This window comes from Bacillus sp. J33, assembly GCF_000518885.1.
Lineage (GTDB): Bacteria > Bacillota > Bacilli > Bacillales > Cytobacillaceae > Cytobacillus.
This window is the reverse complement of record NZ_JAEL01000020.1, coordinates 1-18,905: the sequence shown is the minus strand read 5'-3', so window position 1 is coordinate 18,905 and position 18,905 is coordinate 1. Positions and strand designations below refer to the sequence as shown.

General features: G+C 42.2%; 17 protein-coding genes. 13 read left to right on the top strand and 4 right to left on the bottom strand.

Annotation, left to right across the window (positions count from 1 at the left end; genetic code table 11):
* Positions 1–272 precede the first annotated feature (272 nt).
* Entirely contained in the window at positions 273–1,175 is a 903-nt protein-coding gene (locus L634_RS0108355) for a LysR family transcriptional regulator (protein ID WP_026582064.1), read from the bottom strand.
* A 195-nt stretch (positions 1,176–1,370) separates the two neighbouring features.
* Here L634_RS0108355 and L634_RS0108350 point away from each other — a divergent pair, with 195 nt between their 5' ends.
* The 3 genes from L634_RS0108350 (at position 1,371) to L634_RS30810 (ending at position 6,323) form a co-directional block, all read left to right on the top strand.
* Entirely contained in the window at positions 1,371–3,185 is a 1,815-nt protein-coding gene (locus tag L634_RS0108350; RefSeq protein WP_026582063.1) for an assimilatory sulfite reductase (NADPH) flavoprotein subunit, read from the top strand.
* Between the two features lie 25 nt (positions 3,186–3,210).
* Positions 3,211–4,929 (top strand): assimilatory sulfite reductase (NADPH) hemoprotein subunit, encoded by a 1,719-nt coding sequence (gene cysI, locus L634_RS0108345; protein WP_026582062.1) that lies wholly within the window; start codon positions 3,211–3,213, stop codon positions 4,927–4,929.
* Positions 4,930–5,369: 440 nt separating this feature from the next.
* A complete protein-coding gene (locus L634_RS30810) occupies positions 5,370–6,323 on the top strand; it encodes a nuclease-related domain-containing protein (RefSeq protein ID WP_332249039.1) in 954 nt (317 codons plus the stop codon).
* Here the strand turns inward: L634_RS30810 and L634_RS0108335 are convergent.
* Positions 6,265–7,296, bottom strand: a complete 1,032-nt coding sequence (locus tag L634_RS0108335; protein WP_026582061.1) for a M14 family zinc carboxypeptidase — start codon at positions 7,294–7,296, stop codon at positions 6,265–6,267. The genes L634_RS30810 and L634_RS0108335 overlap by 59 nt on opposite strands.
* A 242-nt stretch (positions 7,297–7,538) precedes the next feature.
* On the opposite strand from L634_RS0108335, the gene L634_RS0108330 reads away from it, so the two are divergent.
* Positions 7,539–8,699 carry a pyridoxal-phosphate-dependent aminotransferase family protein gene (locus tag L634_RS0108330; RefSeq protein WP_026582060.1) on the top strand — a complete coding sequence of 387 codons (1,161 nt, stop codon included), beginning with the start codon at positions 7,539–7,541 and terminating at the stop codon, positions 8,697–8,699.
* Between the two features lie 358 nt (positions 8,700–9,057).
* Positions 9,058–9,216 (top strand): hypothetical protein, encoded by a 159-nt coding sequence (locus L634_RS33335; RefSeq protein ID WP_157452375.1) that lies wholly within the window; start codon positions 9,058–9,060, stop codon positions 9,214–9,216.
* Positions 9,217–9,441: 225 nt separating this feature from the next.
* On the opposite strand, the gene L634_RS33795 is transcribed toward L634_RS33335, so the two are convergent.
* Entirely contained in the window at positions 9,442–9,582 is a 141-nt protein-coding gene (locus L634_RS33795; protein WP_198029726.1) for a hypothetical protein, read from the bottom strand.
* Positions 9,583–9,648: 66 nt separating this feature from the next.
* Between L634_RS33795 and L634_RS0108315 the strand changes: the two genes are divergently transcribed.
* From L634_RS0108315 to L634_RS0108280, 8 genes are all read left to right on the top strand, one after another.
* The gene (locus tag L634_RS0108315; RefSeq protein WP_026582059.1) at positions 9,649–10,212 is read left to right on the top strand and encodes a histidine phosphatase family protein; all 564 of its coding nucleotides are present in this window, start codon (positions 9,649–9,651) and stop codon (positions 10,210–10,212) included.
* Positions 10,213–10,227: 15 nt separating this feature from the next.
* Complete coding sequence (locus L634_RS0108310) at positions 10,228–11,250, top strand: DUF2332 domain-containing protein (protein WP_026582058.1); 1,023 nt, start codon at positions 10,228–10,230, stop codon at positions 11,248–11,250.
* A gap of 113 nt (positions 11,251–11,363) precedes the next feature.
* Positions 11,364–12,320, top strand: coding sequence for a nucleoside hydrolase (locus L634_RS0108305; protein ID WP_026582057.1), 957 nt, complete (start codon positions 11,364–11,366; stop codon positions 12,318–12,320).
* Between the two features lie 325 nt (positions 12,321–12,645).
* Positions 12,646–13,596 carry an oxygen-dependent tRNA uridine(34) hydroxylase TrhO gene (trhO, locus tag L634_RS0108300; RefSeq protein WP_026582056.1) on the top strand — a complete coding sequence of 317 codons (951 nt, stop codon included), beginning with the start codon at positions 12,646–12,648 and terminating at the stop codon, positions 13,594–13,596.
* A gap of 97 nt (positions 13,597–13,693) precedes the next feature.
* Positions 13,694–14,314 (top strand): LysE family translocator, encoded by a 621-nt coding sequence (locus L634_RS0108295; protein ID WP_026582055.1) that lies wholly within the window; start codon positions 13,694–13,696, stop codon positions 14,312–14,314.
* 214 nt (positions 14,315–14,528) lie between these two features.
* Positions 14,529–14,996 (top strand): hypothetical protein, encoded by a 468-nt coding sequence (locus L634_RS0108290; protein WP_026582054.1) that lies wholly within the window; start codon positions 14,529–14,531, stop codon positions 14,994–14,996.
* 118 nt (positions 14,997–15,114) lie between these two features.
* Positions 15,115–18,324, top strand: coding sequence for a DEAD/DEAH box helicase (locus L634_RS0108285; RefSeq protein ID WP_026582053.1), 3,210 nt, complete (start codon positions 15,115–15,117; stop codon positions 18,322–18,324).
* Positions 18,325–18,337: 13 nt separating this feature from the next.
* Positions 18,338–18,550: a DNA-binding protein gene (locus L634_RS0108280; RefSeq protein ID WP_026582052.1), complete on the top strand. Its 213-nt coding sequence runs from the start codon at positions 18,338–18,340 to the stop codon at positions 18,548–18,550.
* 59 nt (positions 18,551–18,609) lie between these two features.
* Here L634_RS0108280 and L634_RS0108275 read toward each other — a convergent pair.
* Positions 18,610–18,905, bottom strand: a 296-nt coding sequence (locus L634_RS0108275) for an IS3 family transposase (protein ID WP_026582051.1), incomplete at its 5' end; no start/stop codon positions are given.

The following is an 18,905-nucleotide window of genomic DNA, read 5'->3' as shown; positions in this document are numbered from 1 at the left end:
TCATCACTATATAGTATGAAAAAGAGGGGACAAGTGTGAAAAAATGTTTGTCCAAATTTTTTTAATCACATATAAACGAGCAAACAAGTTTCAGTAGATTTCTTTATATATAGTATAAATTTCACTCATTGCATCATCATATTTTATTTTGATTTCAATATTGTCAAAAAACCACTTGTCATTGGATTCAACATAGAAAGGATTCCCATTGCGTTCTTTTCTCTTTAGAGTGAAGGTTTGTGCAGTCTGTGCCGGATGTACAAAGCAGGGTACTATTTTGCCTGAGTTTTGTCTGGCCATTTTTTACGAAGCGCGTCAACGAAGATGCTGACATTCTTTTTTTCTTCCATGATAGGGGAAACCACATATGAAAGTGTCCGTTTAAATTCCTGGTTTTTAATCCGGATGATTGATAGGTTTTTTTGTTTAACGTCCCTTTCTACGACACTGCCTGAAAGGATGCTGATGCCCATTCCATTGATTAGCGTTTCTTTTATTCCCTGATTGCTGCTGATCGTAAGGAGAGATTTTACTTTCAGCCCATTTGATCGGATAAAATGGTTAAAGTATTCCCGGGTGCCTGAACCTGTTTCTCTAATGATCCATGCCTGGTTTTGAAGGTCCGAAATGGTTACCTCATCCTTATAGACCAGCTCGTGGCGGGTAGAAGAAACAATAAACAACTCATCCTGCATAAAAGGAGTAACAGCAAGTTCCTTCTCATTTGTCTGGCCTTCAATTAATCCAATATCTGCATGATGTGAACGAGTGGATTGAATAACCTCCTCAGTGTTGGCGATTGTAACCTGAAGGTTTAATTCAGGATACTCCTTTTGCAGTTCAAGCAGCAAGGGAGGCAATATATACTCGCCGATTGTAAAGCTGGCAGCTATTTTCAGCTCGCCTTTGATGGTGTTCTGCCGTTCTAAAATATCCTGCCGGGTCTGTTCATAGATCGTAATCATCTGCTTGGCCCGGTCATATAATATTTCACCGCTTGGCGTTATTTTTAAATATTTGGGAGAGCGGTGGAATAGCTTGGTCTGGAATTCCTTCTCAAGATTTTTAATGTGAAGGCTGACGCTTGGCTGCGACATGAGAAGGAGCTCGGCTGTCTTCGTAAAATTTTTCACTTCTGCCAGAGTGACAAATGTTTTTAAAGCATCATAATACAAAGGATCACCACTTTATAATTAGTAATGTTAATAGTTATGATAATTAATATTTATTTTACTAATTTTAAATCATTCGGTAAAGTTATAGATATATATTTTTTAAGGTTAAAACCGACTTTTTTTATAGGAAAAGAGGAAATTTAAAGAAATACGATAAGGCCAGCGATCTTTAGCTGGTTTGTGAGGTGGATAACGTTGCAACTTCAGGTAATGAACAGTCCGTTTAATCAGGAGCAGGCAGAGCTCCTTAACCGCTTGCTGCCAACATTGACAGAAAGCCAAACTCTCTGGCTGAGCGGTTATCTTGCAGCACTGCAGTCATCATCATTACAGGCTGCACCGGCAGTGGCAGTGGAGGAAGTGCCTGCAGCAGCTTCCGGCCAGGCTATCTCTAAAGAGGTGACCATTCTATTCGGTTCACAGACAGGGAATGCCCAAAGCCTTGCCAAAAAGGCTGGAAAAACATTAGAGGAACGTGGCTTTCAAGTCACCGTATCTTCAATGAGTGATTTTAAGCCCAATAATTTAAAAAAGCTAAAAAACCTTTTGATTGTTGTAAGTACACATGGTGAGGGAGACCCGCCTGATAATGCATTGACTTTCCATGAGTTTGTTCATGGTAGAAGAGCGCCAAAGCTTGAGGAATTGCGATTCTCTGTTTTGGCGCTAGGCGACAGTTCATATGAATTCTTTTGCCAGACTGGGAAGGATTTCGATAAGCGGCTTGAGGAGCTTGGCGGAACACGCATCACTTCGCGTGTAGACTGCGATCTTGATTTTGAAGAGCCTGCTGCAGAATGGGTGGAAGCTGTGTTTGCCGGATTGAATGAAGGGCAGGGTACTGCGGCTTCAGCTTCTGGAATTGCACCATCCGCACAAGCTCCGGCGGAAACAGTATATTCCAGGTCCAATCCGTTTAGGGCCGAAGTGCTAGAAAATATTAATCTGAACGGGCGCGGTTCCAATAAGGAAACACGTCATCTTGAATTGTCTCTCGAAGGATCGGGATTGACGTATCAGCCTGGTGATAGTTTAGGTGTTTACCCGGAAAATGATCCTGAACTGGTAGATTTGCTGTTGGCTGAAATGAACTGGGATCCTGAGGAAGCGGTGAAGGTCAAGGATGAAGTAATGACTTTGAAAGATGCCCTCCGTTCCCGTCTTGAGATTACGGTACTTACCAAACCGATAGTGGAAAAAGCAGCAAAGCTTTCTGGTAACGAAGAATTGCAATCGCTTGTTTCAGAAAGCGAGCAATTAAAAGTATATATGGATGGACGGGATCTGCTTGATCTGATTCGCGATTTTAAACCTTGGAATGGTTCGGCACAGGATTTTGTTTCTATTTTACGGAAAATGCCTGCTCGTCTTTATTCGATTTCAAGCAGCTATGAGGCAAATCCTGAAGAAGTCCATTTAACAATCGGAGCGGTCCGTTATGATGCACATGGCCGTGAGCGCAAGGGCGTTTGCTCGATTCTATGTGCGGAGCGTCTTCAGCCTGGGGACACATTGCCGGTATTTGTACAGCATAATGAAAACTTTAAATTGCCGGAGAATCCTGAAACGCCAATTATAATGGTCGGGCCAGGAACCGGGGTTGCACCGTTCCGCGCATTTATGCAGGAACGTGAGGAAACCGGAGCAGAAGGAAAGTCCTGGATGTTCTTTGGTGACCAGCATTTTGTAACAGACTTCCTTTATCAGACAGAATGGCAGCAGTGGCTTAAGGATGGCGTACTAACAAAGATGGATGTGGCATTCTCCCGCGATGGCGAGGAAAAAGTTTATGTGCAGCACCGTATGCTGGAAAACAGCCAGGAACTATTTGAGTGGCTGCAGGAAGGAGCTGCTGTATACATCTGCGGCGATGAGAAAAACATGGCACATGATGTCCATAACACGCTCATAGATATTATTGAAAAAGAAGGCGGCATGAGCCGTGAACAGGCTTCTGCCTATCTTGCTGACATGCAGAAAAATAAACGCTACCAGCGTGATGTATATTGATTTGGATCGAAAGGAGTTTTTCAGCATGGTGAACCCGAAATTAAAAGCGCCCGATGGCCCTCCGAGTGATGTTGAAGGAATTAAGGAACGAAGCAATTATTTGCGCGGTACACTGGCGGAAGTGATGCAGGACAGGATCAGTGCCGGAATTCCGGACGATGATAACCGGTTAATGAAGCATCACGGCAGTTATTTGCAGGACGACCGCGATCTGCGGAATGAACGCCAAAGGCAGAAGCTTGAGCCTGCCTACCAGTTTATGCTGCGGTTAAGATTGCCAGGAGGAGTAGCAACGCCTGAACAATGGCTAGTTGTCGATGATTTGGCCGAGAAATATGGAAACGGCACATTAAAGCTGACAACACGGCAAACCTTCCAAATGCATGGGATTTTAAAGTGGAATATGAAAAAGACGATCCAGGCCATACATGACACAATGCTTGATACCATTGCTGCATGTGGGGATGTAAACCGTAATGTGATGTGTATTTCAAATCCTGATCAGTCTGAAATTCATTCGGAAGTGTATGAGCTTTCAAAAATGCTAAGCGACGAATTGCTTCCTCGTACCCGGGCATATCATGAAATCTGGCTGGACGAGGAAAAAGTAGCCGGTTCCCCTGAAGTGGATGAAGTGGAGCCAATGTACGGCCCGCTTTATTTACCACGTAAATTCAAGATCGGAATTGCTGTTCCGCCTTCAAATGATATAGATGTATTTTCACAGGATCTCGGTTTTATTGCGATTGTTGAAAACGGCAAGCTTGCTGGCTTTAATGTGGCGATTGGCGGAGGCATGGGCTTCTCGCACGGTGACAAGGAAACATATCCGCAGCTTTCAAAAGTAATCGGTTTTGTTACGCCAGACAAGATTTATGATGTGGCTGAAAAGGTCATTACGATCCAGCGCGATTATGGCAATCGCTCTGTTCGGAAAAATGCCCGCTTTAAATATACGGTTGACCGTCTTGGCTTGGAGACAGTTAAAGAAGAGCTGGAGAATCGCCTGGGGTGGAGCTTGGATGAGGCTCGTCCGTTCCAATTCGATTCTAACGGAGACCGCTATGGCTGGGTAAAAGGTGTCCGCGGAAAATGGCATTTTACAATGTTCATTGAAGGCGGTCGCGTAGCTGACTTTGCAGGATATAAGCTGAAAACAGCCTTGCGTGAGATTGCGAAGGTTCATAAAGGTGAATTTAGGCTGACTGCGAATCAGAATTTGATTATTGGGAATGTGGCTACGAAAGATAAGGCCAAGATTGAAGCGCTGATTGAGCAGTATGGCTTAACAGACGGCAGCCGCTACAGCGCACTTCGCCGTGGATCAATGGCATGTGTTGCGCTTCCGACATGCGGATTGGCAATGGCGGAAGCAGAGCGCTATCTTCCTGTTTTGATCGATAAAATAGAGGAAATTGTGGATGAAGCGGGTTTGCGGAACGAAGAAATCACGATACGCATGACCGGCTGCCCGAACGGCTGTGCCCGCCATGCGCTGGGCGAAATCGGATTCATCGGAAAAGCAGTAGGCAAGTACAACATGTTTCTTGGCGCAGCCTTTGACGGCAGCCGATTAAGCAAAATGTACCGTGAAAACATAGGGGAAGAAGAAATTCTCAACGAGCTGCGCGTCATATTGCCGCGCTACGCCCAAGAGCGATTGGAAGGCGAGCGCTTCGGCGACTTCGTGATCCGGGCTGGGATTATTGAAGCGACAACTGATGGGACAAATTTTCATGATTAATGGTTAAGGACAGGGCGTAGGCCCTGTCTTATTTTTGTTAGGGGGATTTTTTAAAGGGGATAAGAATTTTTATAAGGGAGATAAATTATTTTATAAGATAGATAAACTTTTTTATAAGAGGGATAAATCCTTTTATAAAGCAGATAAACAAAAAAGGAGTCTGTAAAAGCCTAGTATTTTACAGTGCTTCACACTTATATTGTGATGAAACTCTACTGTTTTTCGGGATTTTTTACGCAGATAAATTCTTTAATATCGCAGCAAAATTCACGATCCTAACAATGATTTTGGAACTCTATTACAGAATTATTTATTAAAAAAGAATAAAATGGAGTGAAAATATGATCAAAACGACCGGCATATTCCTCTTGCGATTCTGAAGTTAGAAGCGCTGCTTCGGAGATTGCCCTCAAACCATTCAAAAATCCCCCAAATAAAAGATGAATTGGGTAAAAGGATGGCCGGTTTCAAAGGCGAGGTTTCATTGGATTTTCCCCTCGAAGTTATCCAGAATAAATACTTTATTCTGGATGATTTACCGGCTCCCCAGTGGGAATCACCATTTTCAAATTGATACCCTTTTACTTTCTAATAAGTTTATCCTCATCCTGGAGGTTAAGAATATAAGTGGCATTTTGTATTTTGACACGATTTACAAACAGCTTTTCCGAATTAAGGATGGGGAAGAGACTGTTTTTCCGTGTCCGCTGATGCAGATTGAAAGGCATGAAATTCTGTTGAAGAAGTGGCTTTCTGAAAATGGAATGCCTGAAGTGCCTGTGCTTTCAATGGTTATGATCAGCAATCCCTATACTGGCATTAAAACAATGCCTCCACATGTTCGCCTCAATCACAAAATTCTTCATAAAAATTCTCTCCCTTCCAAAATTGACTCAATCGAAAAAAGTCATGATAAAAATATCCTTTCTGATAAACTCCTTAAAAAAATGATCCGTTTGTTCAAAAAGCAAAATAGTGAGGAGGAAATCGCCATTATGGACCGGCTTCAGATCGGGGAAAATGAAATTTTAAAAGGAGTTTACTGCCCCAATTGCAATTATTTGCCCCTTGAAAGATTAAAAAGAACGTGGCACTGCACTAAGTGTAAACAGAACGCACAGGACGCTCATATTCATGCACTTATCGATTTTTATCTGCTTATTGGCGGTACAATCACCAATAAGGCTTTCCGGGATTTTCTTCAGATTGCTTCACCTATTACAGCCAGCAGGTTCATTAAATCACTTAACCTTCCTCATACTGGAGCGTATAAAAATAGAATCTATACATTAGATATACTAAATGAAAAACCTCCCGGCTGGGGAGGCGATAATATTAGTAGCTATAATGCTGTTCAGGCAGGTTTTCATAAACAGCTGGGTCAGCATTGTTAATAGATCTGTCAGCAATGGCTTTGGCGGTTACATCCATTGCGTTAAAGGCCTGTTTGATCAAGTAGCCATTGGATTTTTGGCCAAGCACGTAAGGCTCATAGGCGTGATCTGCCATTCCGCGCATTTCGAATAGCATGACAGCAATATCATATTGAAGTGCCATAGCATTTGATGCTACAGCAGGGTTTGTTGTAGGTTCATCAAATTTTAAAATAAAAGACCACCCTGATGTATCTACCCCTTCATAAAGAACAGTTGCGAGTTTTTTAGAATTTAAGAGGACTTCTGGATCGACTTCCGGGCTTTGTGGCGTTAGGACTGCTCCAGTTGTTAGTTTGCCATAGTAATCCTCCTGCGTGCCCTGGTGATGGAGGTCAATCATGTAATCGATTTTGTACTTTTGCAGGACATTTTTATGAAGAGCCTGTGTTTCAGGTGCTGCTAAATTTACATGATCTCTGTTTAAATCAATTCTGTCTGCATTATAGCGAGTAAGATGGCGCCCGCTTGCCATGTAGTCATCCAGTGGGAAGTTCACATCTCCCATGGCTCCGTCAACATTCAGCATCGGGACAATTAAAATATTTACATTTTGGAGCATTTCCTGGACATTTTTACTGTTAGATCCAAGGTGGCGGATATAATCTAAAGCGCCTTCCGTTGTCATTGCTTCATTTCCGTGCTGTTGTGTTAAATAAAGAATGGTTGGGTTTTCAGGGTTTGATATGTATTTAGCCAGAAATAGGTCACGTCCTTTTACAGATTGACCAATCACTTCAAGTTCCAAATGGCTTTGCTTTGCCTCTTCTTTTTTAAGGAAGGCAGCCATTTCATCATATGTAGTTAACATGGCTGTTTGGACAGTTTCATTTCCATTTACATCCGGGCCATTACCTGCAGCAAAAACTGGCAAAGAGAAACCAGAAGCTGCTAATCCAGCAGAAAGGGATAGTGCAAGGATTTTCTTCTTCATTAAATTACCTCCTGTAAGTTTAGTAGAGTTAAATTATAAAACTGAATAAAACGAAAATTCCATTAAATTGGTTGATTACTAAAAAAATGAATCTAATTTACCGTAACATAGGTAATTTGATGGTCACTGTTCAACTTCCGGTCATCAGACAATCTGCCCTGAAAGAATAAAAGGACTTCTTACTGGAAGTGTCGAAACATTTAGAAAGCTATAAACCTACTAAGGGAAACGGGGGATGAAACATGCGGAATGAAGAGATGCTGCTGATTCCAGGACCGACACCGGTTGTGGATTCTATTTATGATGCGATGGCGCAGGAGACCAGGGGACATACGGATCCAAGGTTTGCAGCCATTTATAAGGGGGCGATTGAGAAGACCAGGGAAATGCTGAAGACGGATGGAGAGGTATTTGTAATCTCCGGCTCCAGAACGATTGCTATGGAGATGGCTCTTGTCAATACGGTTGCTGCAGGGGAGAAGCTTTTAATTATCAGCCACGGATTTTTCGGGGATCGCTTCATTCACTTAGCTAAGGCATTCGGTATTGAAGCGGACGTCATTCAATCTGAATGGGGGAAGCAGGTTGATCCTGTATTGGTCGAAAATAAGCTGGAAAGCGGATCTTATAAGGCAGTGACGATTACACATGCGGATACGTCTACTGGAGTTGCCGCCGATTTGGATGCGCTTGTTCCTATAATTAAAAAGCATGGCGCCCTTGTTATTTTGGACGGGGTCTGTGCGACTGCCGCGATGGAAGAGGATATGAGCAAGACTTATGGAGACGGAAAAATCGATGTCGTTCTGACCGGTTCTCAGAAAGCCATTGGCGTTCCGCCAGGGTTAGCGATTGTTGCATGTAACCAGACTGCACTCGCATCACGTGAAAAAATAGAAAGAGTCCCGGCCTATTATTGTGATATTTATAATTGGATCCCTATTATGCATGATCCGCAAAAATACTTTGCCACTCCGCCTGTTAATCTTATTTATGCCTATGATGAAGGAATGAGATTGGTTTTGGAGGAAGGGATGGAGAGCCGCTATAAGCGCCATGCTGCATATGGAAAAGCAGTTCGTGCAGCACTTGCAGTATATGGCATGAAGGCCCTTGCGGATGAAAATGCTGCCGCCGCCACTCTTAGCTGCATTCTCTATCCAGAAGGTATGAATGACGCTGAATTCCGTGCAGCTTTGGCGAAGAAAGGCATAATCGTTGCCGGGGCGCTGGCACATCTTACAGGGAAAGCATTCCGGATTGGCCATATGGGGAATACAACCGAAGAGATGCTTGAAGATGCAATTGTAAAAATCGGTGAAACGGTTAAAGAACTCGGTTTTGCCGCTGATATTAAAGAAGCAGTAAAATTGTTCAGAGAATCTGCCTTGCCTGTTGCTTAATAAGAAGGAATTAATGTGATGGCCTCATAGAGCTCTCGATACAATTGAATAGAAGGCATATAAAGTCTTCTGAATCAAAAAAGCTGCTTTTATCAACAAAGCAGCTTTTTCGGTCGATTATACCCTTTTTATCCAAAGGCGTTTCTTTCAACAATTATTGGTTTTGGTTTCACGTTATGGAAGATGAGGTTAGCCATCGCGGGCAAATAAGAGCCATTAAAAGGCAGATGGCACAGAAGATGAAAGGTTAAGACATTGTGGAACAAAACCTAACCTCTGACATTTTACCAAAAATATGAAACTTCCTTTTCTTATAAACGTATGAAAGGTATGAAAAACGGGTGAGGAGGTTAACAGTTTGGATAAGGAAAAAAAGACTGAACGTTTTATGGGAAGCGGGATGGCCATAGGGCTGGCATTGGGCGTTTCTTTTTGGCTAGTTTTTGATAACCTGGCACTCGGACTTGGGATTGGAATAGCCATAGGAGCTGCGTTGGGATCCTCCAAAAAGAAATGAAAAACAGCAAGTTATTTTAGCGGCCGTTTTATTTATTGCGCCAATCATTTTAAACTTTCAAATGGGTTACCTCCATTAAAGCTTGGCAGAAATGCGGGTTCAATCCTGTTGGCGATGTGGAGATTGATAGATAAGAGATCATCATTACCTCCTGCAAAAAGCGGGTGGTCAGCGAATATTTATCGATAAAACACCCTCCAGCCAAGAGGGTGTCCATCCATTCCATTATAAATCCGATTTCGGGTTGGTGTTAAATGTGCCGTTTTTGTTTTCTTTTTCATGTCCCTGCACCTGGTCGCCGCCGTTTCCTTTTTCACGGGCCTTTTTTCCGCCGAGCTTAACGTTTGGATATTCTTGTTCTGCCATGGTTTTCACCTCCATGTTATTTAAATTATCCATAATAAAAAAATATATAAATTTTGGAGGATTTGCATGGAAATTACGCTTATCAGACATGGCCGCTCATCGCACAATGATGAACGCCGAATGGCTATCTCAGATTTTAAAGACTGGGTTAAAAAGTATAACAGAAACGGGATCATAATGAATGAAATGTGTCCCCCTGAAACAGCTGATCTGGCAAATTCAGCAGCGTTTCTGTACACAAGCGATTTACAAAGGTCCATTGAGTCGGCAAGAAAGATAAATCCGGCAGCAAATATAAAAGCAGACCCGCTTTTTAGGGAAACAGAATTGCCATCAGCTGCAAACAGGCTTATGGCCTTGAAATTGAAACCAAATAGCTGGGCTGTATTGTTAAGAATCCTGTGGTTTCTTGGTTATTCCAGCGGCTGTGAATCATACCGGGAGGCACAGATTAGGGCAAAGCATGCTGCATTAAAATTAATTACTTATGCAAACGAGCATCATGCAGCAATTCTGGTAGGACACGGTATTTTCAATATGATGATCGCAAAGGAGCTGCAAAAAATGGGATGGAAAGGAAAGCGAAAAACCGGCTCCAGCCATTGGAATGCAGCAACCTATAAACCTTGATTGGAGGGATGAGGGTTGGATAACAGCATTATATCGAATAAATTTAAATCCTTTGCATTAAAAGAGTGCCAAGGCTCCAGTGATTTATATGAATTTTTGTCATTGAGAATTGCTGATGATGAGGAACTGCTAAACTTGGCATCAGAGGCTGGAGAAGGCCAGCCGGTTCCAAATCTGCTTTTTGGTGCAATTCATTATTTGCTTTTAAAGGGGATGGATCATGGCCTTAAGGAATTTTATCCAACTATAGTCGAGTATCCGCGAGGAGAGGAGGAATCATTTTTTTATTTTAAGGAATTTTGCCGGCTGTATTCGCAGCAGATTAAAGAGCTTTTGAAAACAAAGCTTGTTCAGACAAATGAAGTTAGGCGCTGTTCCTATTTATTTCCTGTATTTCATTTTATTCATGAACAGTCAAAAAAGCCATTAGCATTGATTGAGATTGGAACAAGTGCGGGTCTGCAGCTATTGTGGGATAAATACTGCTATTCATATGGGACAAGAGAAGTATATGGAGATCAAGAGTCAAAAGTCCATTTATCCTCAGAAATAAAAGGCAGCCGAAAGCCGATTTTTCCTGAAAGTATTCCGCCAGTAGCATCGAGATTAGGGATAGACCTTCATACCAATGACTTAAATGATAAGGAAGATTACCTTTGGCTGAATTCACTTATTTGGCCGGAGCACCAGGAAAGAAGAGCGTTATTTGAAAAAGCGGCAGAATGCGTAAAAGAGAATCCCATTACCTTAATACAGGGCGATGGAGTCCAGCTGCTTCCCGAGCTGATAAAGGATATGCCAGATGGACATGCCATCTGCGTCTTCCATACCCATGTTGCCAATCAGATGCCGGCAAAGACAAAAGAAAAACTTCTTCAGGAGATAAAAAGAATAGGCCAGAACAGAGACATTTTCCATATTTATAACAATATTCAGGATCGGGATTTGCATCTGGATTACTATCTGGAATCCCATGAACATAAAAGGGTGGCTGGAAAAACGGAAGGCCATGGGAAATGGTTTACATGGGAGCTATAATTTGTGCTTTCCGATTTGCCGCCTCCTATTAGTTTATAATGGACTGTCACCCAATAGGCAAACAGCCAATATAATACGTGTACGAAAGCATTATTTATTAAAAGGTGACTGTAATGGAAAAGGTCTTGCTTTTTGCCGATCCTGGGATTGATGATGCGGTAGCTATTATATACGCACTGTTAAATCCGAGGATTGATTTGGTTGGAGTCGTAACGGGATATGGAAATGTGGATGAAAGGCAGGCAACAGATAATGCATCCTATCTGCTGCAATTGGGAGGGAGGCCGGATATCCCAGTAATAAGAGGCGCAAAAGGTCCTTTCTCAGGGGAGCTTGTAGGTTATTATCCGGAAATACATGGTCCAGAGGGTTTAGGTCCAATCCGCCCGCCTGAAAATCTAGTGACAAACGTGCAGGATTACAGTGCCGTTTTTGATCTGATCAACAAGTATAAAAATGAATTAACGCTTGTCGATGTAGGCAGGTCGACGTCCCTGGCTATCTCTTTTATATTGAAAGGCGCAAAAGAGGTAAACTTAGTTAAAGGGATTTACATTATGGGAGGGGCTATTTTCTATCCCGGGAATGTAACCCCTGTGGCAGAAGCTAATTTTTACGGTGATCCAATTGCAAGTGATCTTGTCCTAGAAAAGGGAAGAAATGTAACGGTTATCCCGCTAAACGTGACTAATCATGCTTTGGTGACTCCCCAGATAGTCAATTTGATTGCATCGCATCAATATAATCCCTACTCTGGACTGATTAAACCAATTATTGATTACTATATTGATGCTTACAAAAAATTGGTGCCAGGATTGAATGCTGCCCCAATGCATGATGTAATTACCTTATTTGCACTAACAAGCCCTGGTTCTTTTCAATTTTTATCACGCAGGCTGAGAGTGGAATCTTTGGGCTTATCAAGAGGAAGAACAGTTGCGGACTTTCGGGCAAATCCAAAAGAGGAACCAAAAGAAACCCTGGATCGAATCGCAATGGCATTTGATTATAATGCCTTTATTCAGGATTTTATCAGTGTCATGACTGCTAAAACACAACCCATAAAGTGACAGGATAAACGTCTTTTAGGAAGAAAGCTTTACCCAATGCTGTTTATGAGACCCCACAGGCGAAGCCAAGGAGGATCCCATCCCTCCCTGCGGAAAGCAAATGCCCCGTGCTGAAATCAACGGGCAGAATTTATAAGTAAAAACAACATATGATAAAAGATTCTTTCTCTAAAACGATGTCCATTTAATGACACGTTTTTTTTAACCCCAAAATAGATTTTTGGAAACTTGACAGCATTTGTTATACTTATCTAGGTAAGTATATATTGTTTAAACCTATTAACAGATATATCTTGCAAATATAAAGTGATAGGTGGAAATAAAAATGAGTCAAAAACCATACAGAGTATTGCTGTATTATATGTATGTTCCGATTGAGGACCCCGAGGAGTTCGCGAAAGAGCATAAAGCGTTTTGCAGCGAGCTTGGCCTAAAAGGGCGCATTCTCGTAGCGAATGAGGGGATTAACGGGACTGTTTCCGGAACTGTGGAACAGACTGATCGCTATATGGAACTGATGAAGCAGGATCCGCGTTTTGCGGAGATGGTTTTCAAAATAGATGAAGCGGATGGCCATGCCTTTCCGAAAATGAAGGTGCGCGCACGTCCAGAGCTAGTTACATTGCGTTTGGAAGATGATGTCAATCCGAACCAGCTGACAGGTGAATATCTTGAGCCTAAGGAATTCTATAAGAGGCTGCAGGATGAAGACACGATCGTATTAGATGCACGCAATGATTATGAGTATGATCTTGGACATTTCAGAGGGGCTATCAGACCGGATATTAAAAATTTCCGTGACCTGCCAAAATGGGTCCGTGAAAATAAAGAGCTGCTTGGCGATAAAAAGATTATTACGTATTGCACTGGCGGAATCCGCTGTGAAAAATTCTCCGGCTGGCTTCTAAAAGAAGGTTTTAAAGACGTTGCCCAGCTTCACGGGGGCATAGTAACATATGGAAAAGATCCTGAAGTGCAAGGTGAGCTATGGGTTGGCCAGCTGTATGTATTCGATGACCGCATAGGTATTCCGGTCAATCAGAAGGAACATGTAATCGTAGGGAAAGATTATTTCACAGGCGAGCCTTGTGAACGCTATGTAAACTGTGCCAACCCTGAATGCAACAAAAAGATTCTATGCTCTGAAGAAAACGAGCACAAATATATGCGCAGCTGTTCACACGAATGCCGAACACACCCAAGAAACCGTTATATCGAGGAGCATGGGCTAACAGAATCAGAAGTTAAAGAGCGTCTTGAAAAAGTAAATGCGTAATATAGAATGAGCAGATTTCTTTTTTGGAAATCTGCTCTTTTTTCATGTAAACCTGCTATAATTATCTTAATATTTTTAAAACAAGCGGGTGTGAAGCATGGAAAATTTTCTATTGTTCTTGTTTATGTCGTTTCTGCTGGTGATTTTGCCAGGACCTGATACAGGCATCTTAATTCAGAATACCATTAAGAGCGGCAAAAAAAGCGGTTTAAAGACAATGTCCGGCTCAGTGGCAGGTCTCCTTGTCCATACTATGGCTGTCGTGTTTGGATTGTCAGCTATCATCGTAAAATCTGCATACGTTTTTTCAATAATCAAATATGCCGGTGCCGTTTATCTCATTTATTTAGGGATTGTTTCATTGAAATCCCTGACATCCAAGGATGCCCAAGCTGCAGGGGTTGAAAAGAAGCGGAAAAACAAATCCCATTTTTTGCAGGGATTTTTCACATGTGTCTCCAACCCAAAGGTTGCTGTGTTCTTTTTAACGTTTTTCCCTCAATTTTTAAGTCCTGGCGAGAACCACTTTGCTCAATTTCTGACGATGGGATTCACCTATAGTGTTATTACAATCATTTGGTTCTTTTTCTATGTTTATTTGATCGACTTTTTTAAAAATTGGCTGAAAAAGCCGGCTGTAAATAATGTTCTGCAAGGTATTTCCGGAGTGGTATTAATGGGATTCGGCATTAAATTAGCTCTGGAAAAACAGCCATAAGGAGAAGGGGCTGCTTAGCTGAATCATAAAAAAGCAGTCCTTTTTTGTTTAGTACCCATAGTTTCAGAAGTCTGTATAGTCCGTAAGAAATCCTGCAGCAATGAATACGCCTTTTAACAATAGCCCCTTCCAGAAAATTATTTCCATATTTTTACCAAATGATGAATAATAAAAGCTGTGTAAGGGACATTAACAAATAAAAAGGATTATACATATGATAGGAATGCTTATAGCTATTGTTCTTTTTAATGTTGTTGCTTTTAAAACAAATAAACGGCTGACCAAAAATCAGATTGTACATATTTGGACATTTACGATAGCTGCTCAGCTGGCATTTGACTGCATGATTGAATTTAAATACTTGGGGTACTGGTATTTTACAAGAGAACCGAATTGGGGAGGACTGACGGCGCATCTATTTATAGTGCCGCCAGTCAATATGATGTACCTGAACTGGTATCCTTTAAGCTCCGACCTGATTAAACGAGTATCCTATATAATCTTCTGGGTCGTTGCTATACTTTTGTATGAAGTGGTAGCCTTGCTTCCTGAACCTTGGGGCTACTTCCGTTATGGATGGTGGAAATTGTGGCATGCTGCCATTTTGGATCCAATTCTTTTACTCATTATTCTGAAGTATTATAAATGGATTTTCAGGCTTGAAAAAGAGGCATGCAAATGAAATTTGCTTCTTACCTTAGAGAGACGGTCGGTCTCTCTTTTTGCGTATATTCATGTAATGAATTTTTGTTCTTCCTTATGGTACAATTTTTATATCATTCCCCGGAAGGAGATCGTATATGGATATCAGATTGACTCATAAAAGCATAAAAGAATTGTGCGGAACAGTCTCCTTCAAAAAAGGGGACGCTTTTTTTCGTAATCATAAAGTACGTTTTTCTGAGTATACTGCTGATCGCTGTGAGGCAGCTGTGGCTGGGGCTGAAGATTTTCACGTGACTATTGTAAAGGATTCGGAAACCAGTTTTAAAACTTCATGCAGCTGTCCCAAGCTTGCTTCCTTTGCTAAAGAATGCCAGCATGTTGCGGCTGTTTTGCTCGCCATATATGAACAGCAGCGGCAAGGAACAGCGCCTCCTGAAAAAAAGAATGCTGCTGCAATAGAAAATTCCCTTACAGATAGCTTGCTGACGCTTTTCAGCGATTTTCCTGTCCGGTCAAGCGGCCATCAGCTGCATTTTGAAAACAGGCAGGTGCTTGGCACGGAATTTACATGCAAGCCTGTGCATTTAGGACAAGGACAGTATATGTTTACCATTAAAGTAAAAATCAATTCTGTCCAGGTGCTGGATATCCGGAATTTCTTACAATCGGTAAATGAGGGAAAACGGTGTTTGCTGTCGTTAACTATTACATATGATCCCGGTCTGCATTGCTTTTCATCAGAATCGGATGCTGTCATCCAGCAGCTGATCCAGATTATTCATGACGAGTCTGTATACGTGAATGCTTTAATGGACGAGTTTAAATATACTGCAAGCAAGCATATGCTTTTGATTCCTCCTTCATCATGGGAGCGGCTAAAGCCATATCTGGCACATGCGGAAAACGTAAAGCTTGAGTTAGCTGGAAAAGCTTTTGACAAGCTTCATTTTTCAGACAAAGGTTTGCCTTTGCGATTTGAATTAGCAGAAGTGGATAGGAAATGCTATTTAAAAATTAAAGGGCTTGACCGTTTGCTTGTCCTGAATTCATATCATGCCGTATTAAACGGCGGCAAATTTGTTACGCTTAAAAAAGAGGATTGCCAGCGGCTGTACGATCTCATGCAAATGATTGAGGCGACAGGGAAGAATATGATCCCAATCGCAGCAGAGCAGATGGATCTTTTCTTGGAGAAAGTCGTTCCAGGCTTGAGGAAATTAGGAGAAGTACAAATTTCCGAAGAAATGGCCAAACAGTTTATGAAGACACCACTGGCTGCCAGGCTCTACCTGGACCGGGTAAAAAATCGCCTCCTTGCAGGTCTGGAATTTCACTATGAAAATATTGTGATTAATCCTTTGGAAAGAAGAGAACCAGGGGGCGGAGCACGGATTATCAGGGATGTTGAAAAGGAAGAGGAAATCCTGCAGCTGATGGAGGAGAGCTCGTTTGCCAGAACGGATGGCGGCTATTTTTTGCAAAATGAAGAGCTGGAGTATGAATTTCTTTACCATGTCGTTCCGAAGCTTCAAAAACTTGTTCAAATCTATGCAACGACATCGGTTAGAAACCGTATTTTTAGAGAAAATGCCAAGCCGCAAATCCGGATCAGAATGAAAAAGGAACGGACAAACTGGCTGGAATTCAAGTTTGAAATGACAGGTATTGCCGATCAGGAAATCCGGGATATTCTATTTGCTCTTGAGGAAAAACGGAAATACTACAGGCTTCGCAATGGCTCACTTCTCTCCCTCGAAGCAAGGGAGTATGAGGAAATCCAGCGGTTTCTAAACGCAGTCCCTGTGCAGGCAGAAGATCTTGAAAGCGGATTGAATATGCCGATTGTCCAGGGCCTTAGAATGCTCGATACGATTGACGAACAGGAGATTTTCCGCATGGAGGAATCCTTCAGGTCGTTTTTGGAATCTCTTGAAGACCCTGACAGCCTGCAAATCGAAGTGCCGGAAAGCCTGGATACCGTTCTCAGGGATTATCAAAGGCATGGCTTTAGATGGATGAAAACAATGGCGCATTATGGCTTTGGCGGTATTCTGGCAGATGATATGGGTCTCGGGAAGACGCTGCAAAGCATTACGTATATTCTGTCTGAGCTTTCTGATATCCGTGAAAAGAAGCAGCCGGCATTTATTGTATGTCCTTCCTCGTTAACGTACAACTGGTTAAGCGAACTGATGAAATTTGCTTCAGAAATACAAGCTGTTGTCATCGATGGCAATCAAAAAGAGCGAGCGGAGCTGCAGAAGGATTTAACAGGCATTGATGTTATCATTACTTCTTATCCGCTATTGCTTAAAGATATTAAATGGTATGAGGTTCAGGAATTTCACACAGTATTCTTTGATGAAGCCCAGGCATTTAAGAATCCGGTAACACAAACCGCTAAGGCAGTTAAGAAGATCAAGGCTGGTTACCGATTTGCACTGACTGGCACACCGGTTGAAAATTCACCGGAAGAGCTGTGGTCTATTTTTCATGTGGTATTTCCTGAGTTATTTCAGGGGTTGAAGGACTACAGTAATTTGACTCGGAAAGCAATTGCCCGAAGAATTAAGCCATTCCTGCTGAGAAGACTAAAGGAAGATGTGCTTTCCGAGCTTCCTGAAAAAATGGAATCGGTCGAGTCCGCTGAGCTGCTGCCTGAACAGAAAAAACTGTATGCCGCCTATTTGGCAAAACTAAGAGAAGACACATTGAAGCATTTAAATAAGGATACGATCCGGAAAAATCGGATCAAAATCCTTGCCGGCTTGACCCGTCTCCGGCAAATTTGCTGCCATCCTGCATTATTTGTGGACGGATATAAAGGCAGTTCGGCCAAATTTGAACAGCTCAAGAGAATTTTAGAAGAATCAAGGCTATCAGGCAGAAGGGTGCTTATTTTTTCACAGTTTACCAAAATGCTTGACCTGATAGGCAGGGAGATGGCGCTTGAGGGAATGCCCTTTTTCTATCTGGATGGACAAACACCTTCAGAGGAGCGGGTTGAGGTATGCCGCCGCTTTAATGAAGGAGAACGGGACTTTTTCCTGATATCACTGAAGGCAGGCGGTACAGGACTCAATCTGACTGGGGCGGATACAGTCATCTTATATGATTTGTGGTGGAATCCTGCGGTTGAGGAACAAGCTGCCGACCGGGCACACCGCATGGGCCAAAAAAATACGGTTCAAGTCATCAAGCTTTTGGCACGCGGTACAATTGAAGAAAAAATGAATGAGCTGCAGGAAAAAAAGAAAAACTTAATTGAAGAAATCATCGACTCGGATGACAGAGCAGCAAAGAGCCTGACGGAAGAAGAGATCCGTGAAATTTTAATGATTTAACAGGAGGACCCAGATGGAGGAAAATCAAATCAAAGAGAACGACCTGCCGGAAAAGCTTGCAAAACCAGCTCGCCGGGCGCTTGAAGGTGCAGGTTATTTTCGGTTGGAGCAGCTGACTGCTGCCGCTGAAGCAGAAATTTGTAAGCTGCATGGTATGGGGCCGAATGCCATGGACAAACTCCGTAAGGCAATGGCGGAGAAAGGATTATCATTTGCGGAAAAATAAGAAAGGACGCGTCTTTTTGAAGTGACCCCTGTAAAGTAGACAGTAATAAAAAAGCACAATTATGCAGCCTGAGTCCTGAATTGATAAGGGCTCAGGTTCTTTAATTTCTTTTGAAAACGTCCATGATTATAGAATCTCATATATTTTTTTAAGGCGTCTTTAACCTCTTGAGCTGTTTTGAATGAATATAGATAAAAACATTCAGTCTTAAAATGACTAAAGAAGTTTTCCATACAAGCATTGTCCCAGCAGTTGCCCTTTCTAGACATGCTCGCTTTCATTTGATATTTTTTAATTAGGTTGTTGTATTGACGGGATGTATATTGAAACCCTTGGTCGCTATGCAGGAGGATTC

What these genes read in the sequence shown, in the direction of transcription:
- L634_RS0108335 (WP_026582061.1), bottom strand. Translation starts at nt 7,296, where the DNA reads ATGAAGAAGAAAATCCTTGCACTATCCCTTTCTGCTGGATTAGCAGCT.
- cysI (WP_026582062.1), top strand. Translation starts at nt 3,211, where the DNA reads ATGGTGAACCCGAAATTAAAAGCGCCCGATGGCCCTCCGAGTGATGTT.
- L634_RS0108305 (WP_026582057.1), top strand. Translation starts at nt 11,364, where the DNA reads ATGGAAAAGGTCTTGCTTTTTGCCGATCCTGGGATTGATGATGCGGTA.
- L634_RS0108285 (WP_026582053.1), top strand. Translation starts at nt 15,115, where the DNA reads ATGGATATCAGATTGACTCATAAAAGCATAAAAGAATTGTGCGGAACA.
- L634_RS0108295 (WP_026582055.1), top strand. Translation starts at nt 13,694, where the DNA reads ATGGAAAATTTTCTATTGTTCTTGTTTATGTCGTTTCTGCTGGTGATT.
- trhO (WP_026582056.1), top strand. Translation starts at nt 12,646, where the DNA reads ATGAGTCAAAAACCATACAGAGTATTGCTGTATTATATGTATGTTCCG.
- L634_RS0108315 (WP_026582059.1), top strand. Translation starts at nt 9,649, where the DNA reads ATGGAAATTACGCTTATCAGACATGGCCGCTCATCGCACAATGATGAA.
- L634_RS33795 (WP_198029726.1), bottom strand. Translation starts at nt 9,582, where the DNA reads ATGGCAGAACAAGAATATCCAAACGTTAAGCTCGGCGGAAAAAAGGCC.
- L634_RS0108330 (WP_026582060.1), top strand. Translation starts at nt 7,539, where the DNA reads ATGCGGAATGAAGAGATGCTGCTGATTCCAGGACCGACACCGGTTGTG.
- L634_RS30810 (WP_332249039.1), top strand. Translation starts at nt 5,370, where the DNA reads ATGAATTGGGTAAAAGGATGGCCGGTTTCAAAGGCGAGGTTTCATTGG.
- L634_RS0108280 (WP_026582052.1), top strand. Translation starts at nt 18,338, where the DNA reads ATGGAGGAAAATCAAATCAAAGAGAACGACCTGCCGGAAAAGCTTGCA.
- L634_RS0108290 (WP_026582054.1), top strand. Translation starts at nt 14,529, where the DNA reads ATGATAGGAATGCTTATAGCTATTGTTCTTTTTAATGTTGTTGCTTTT.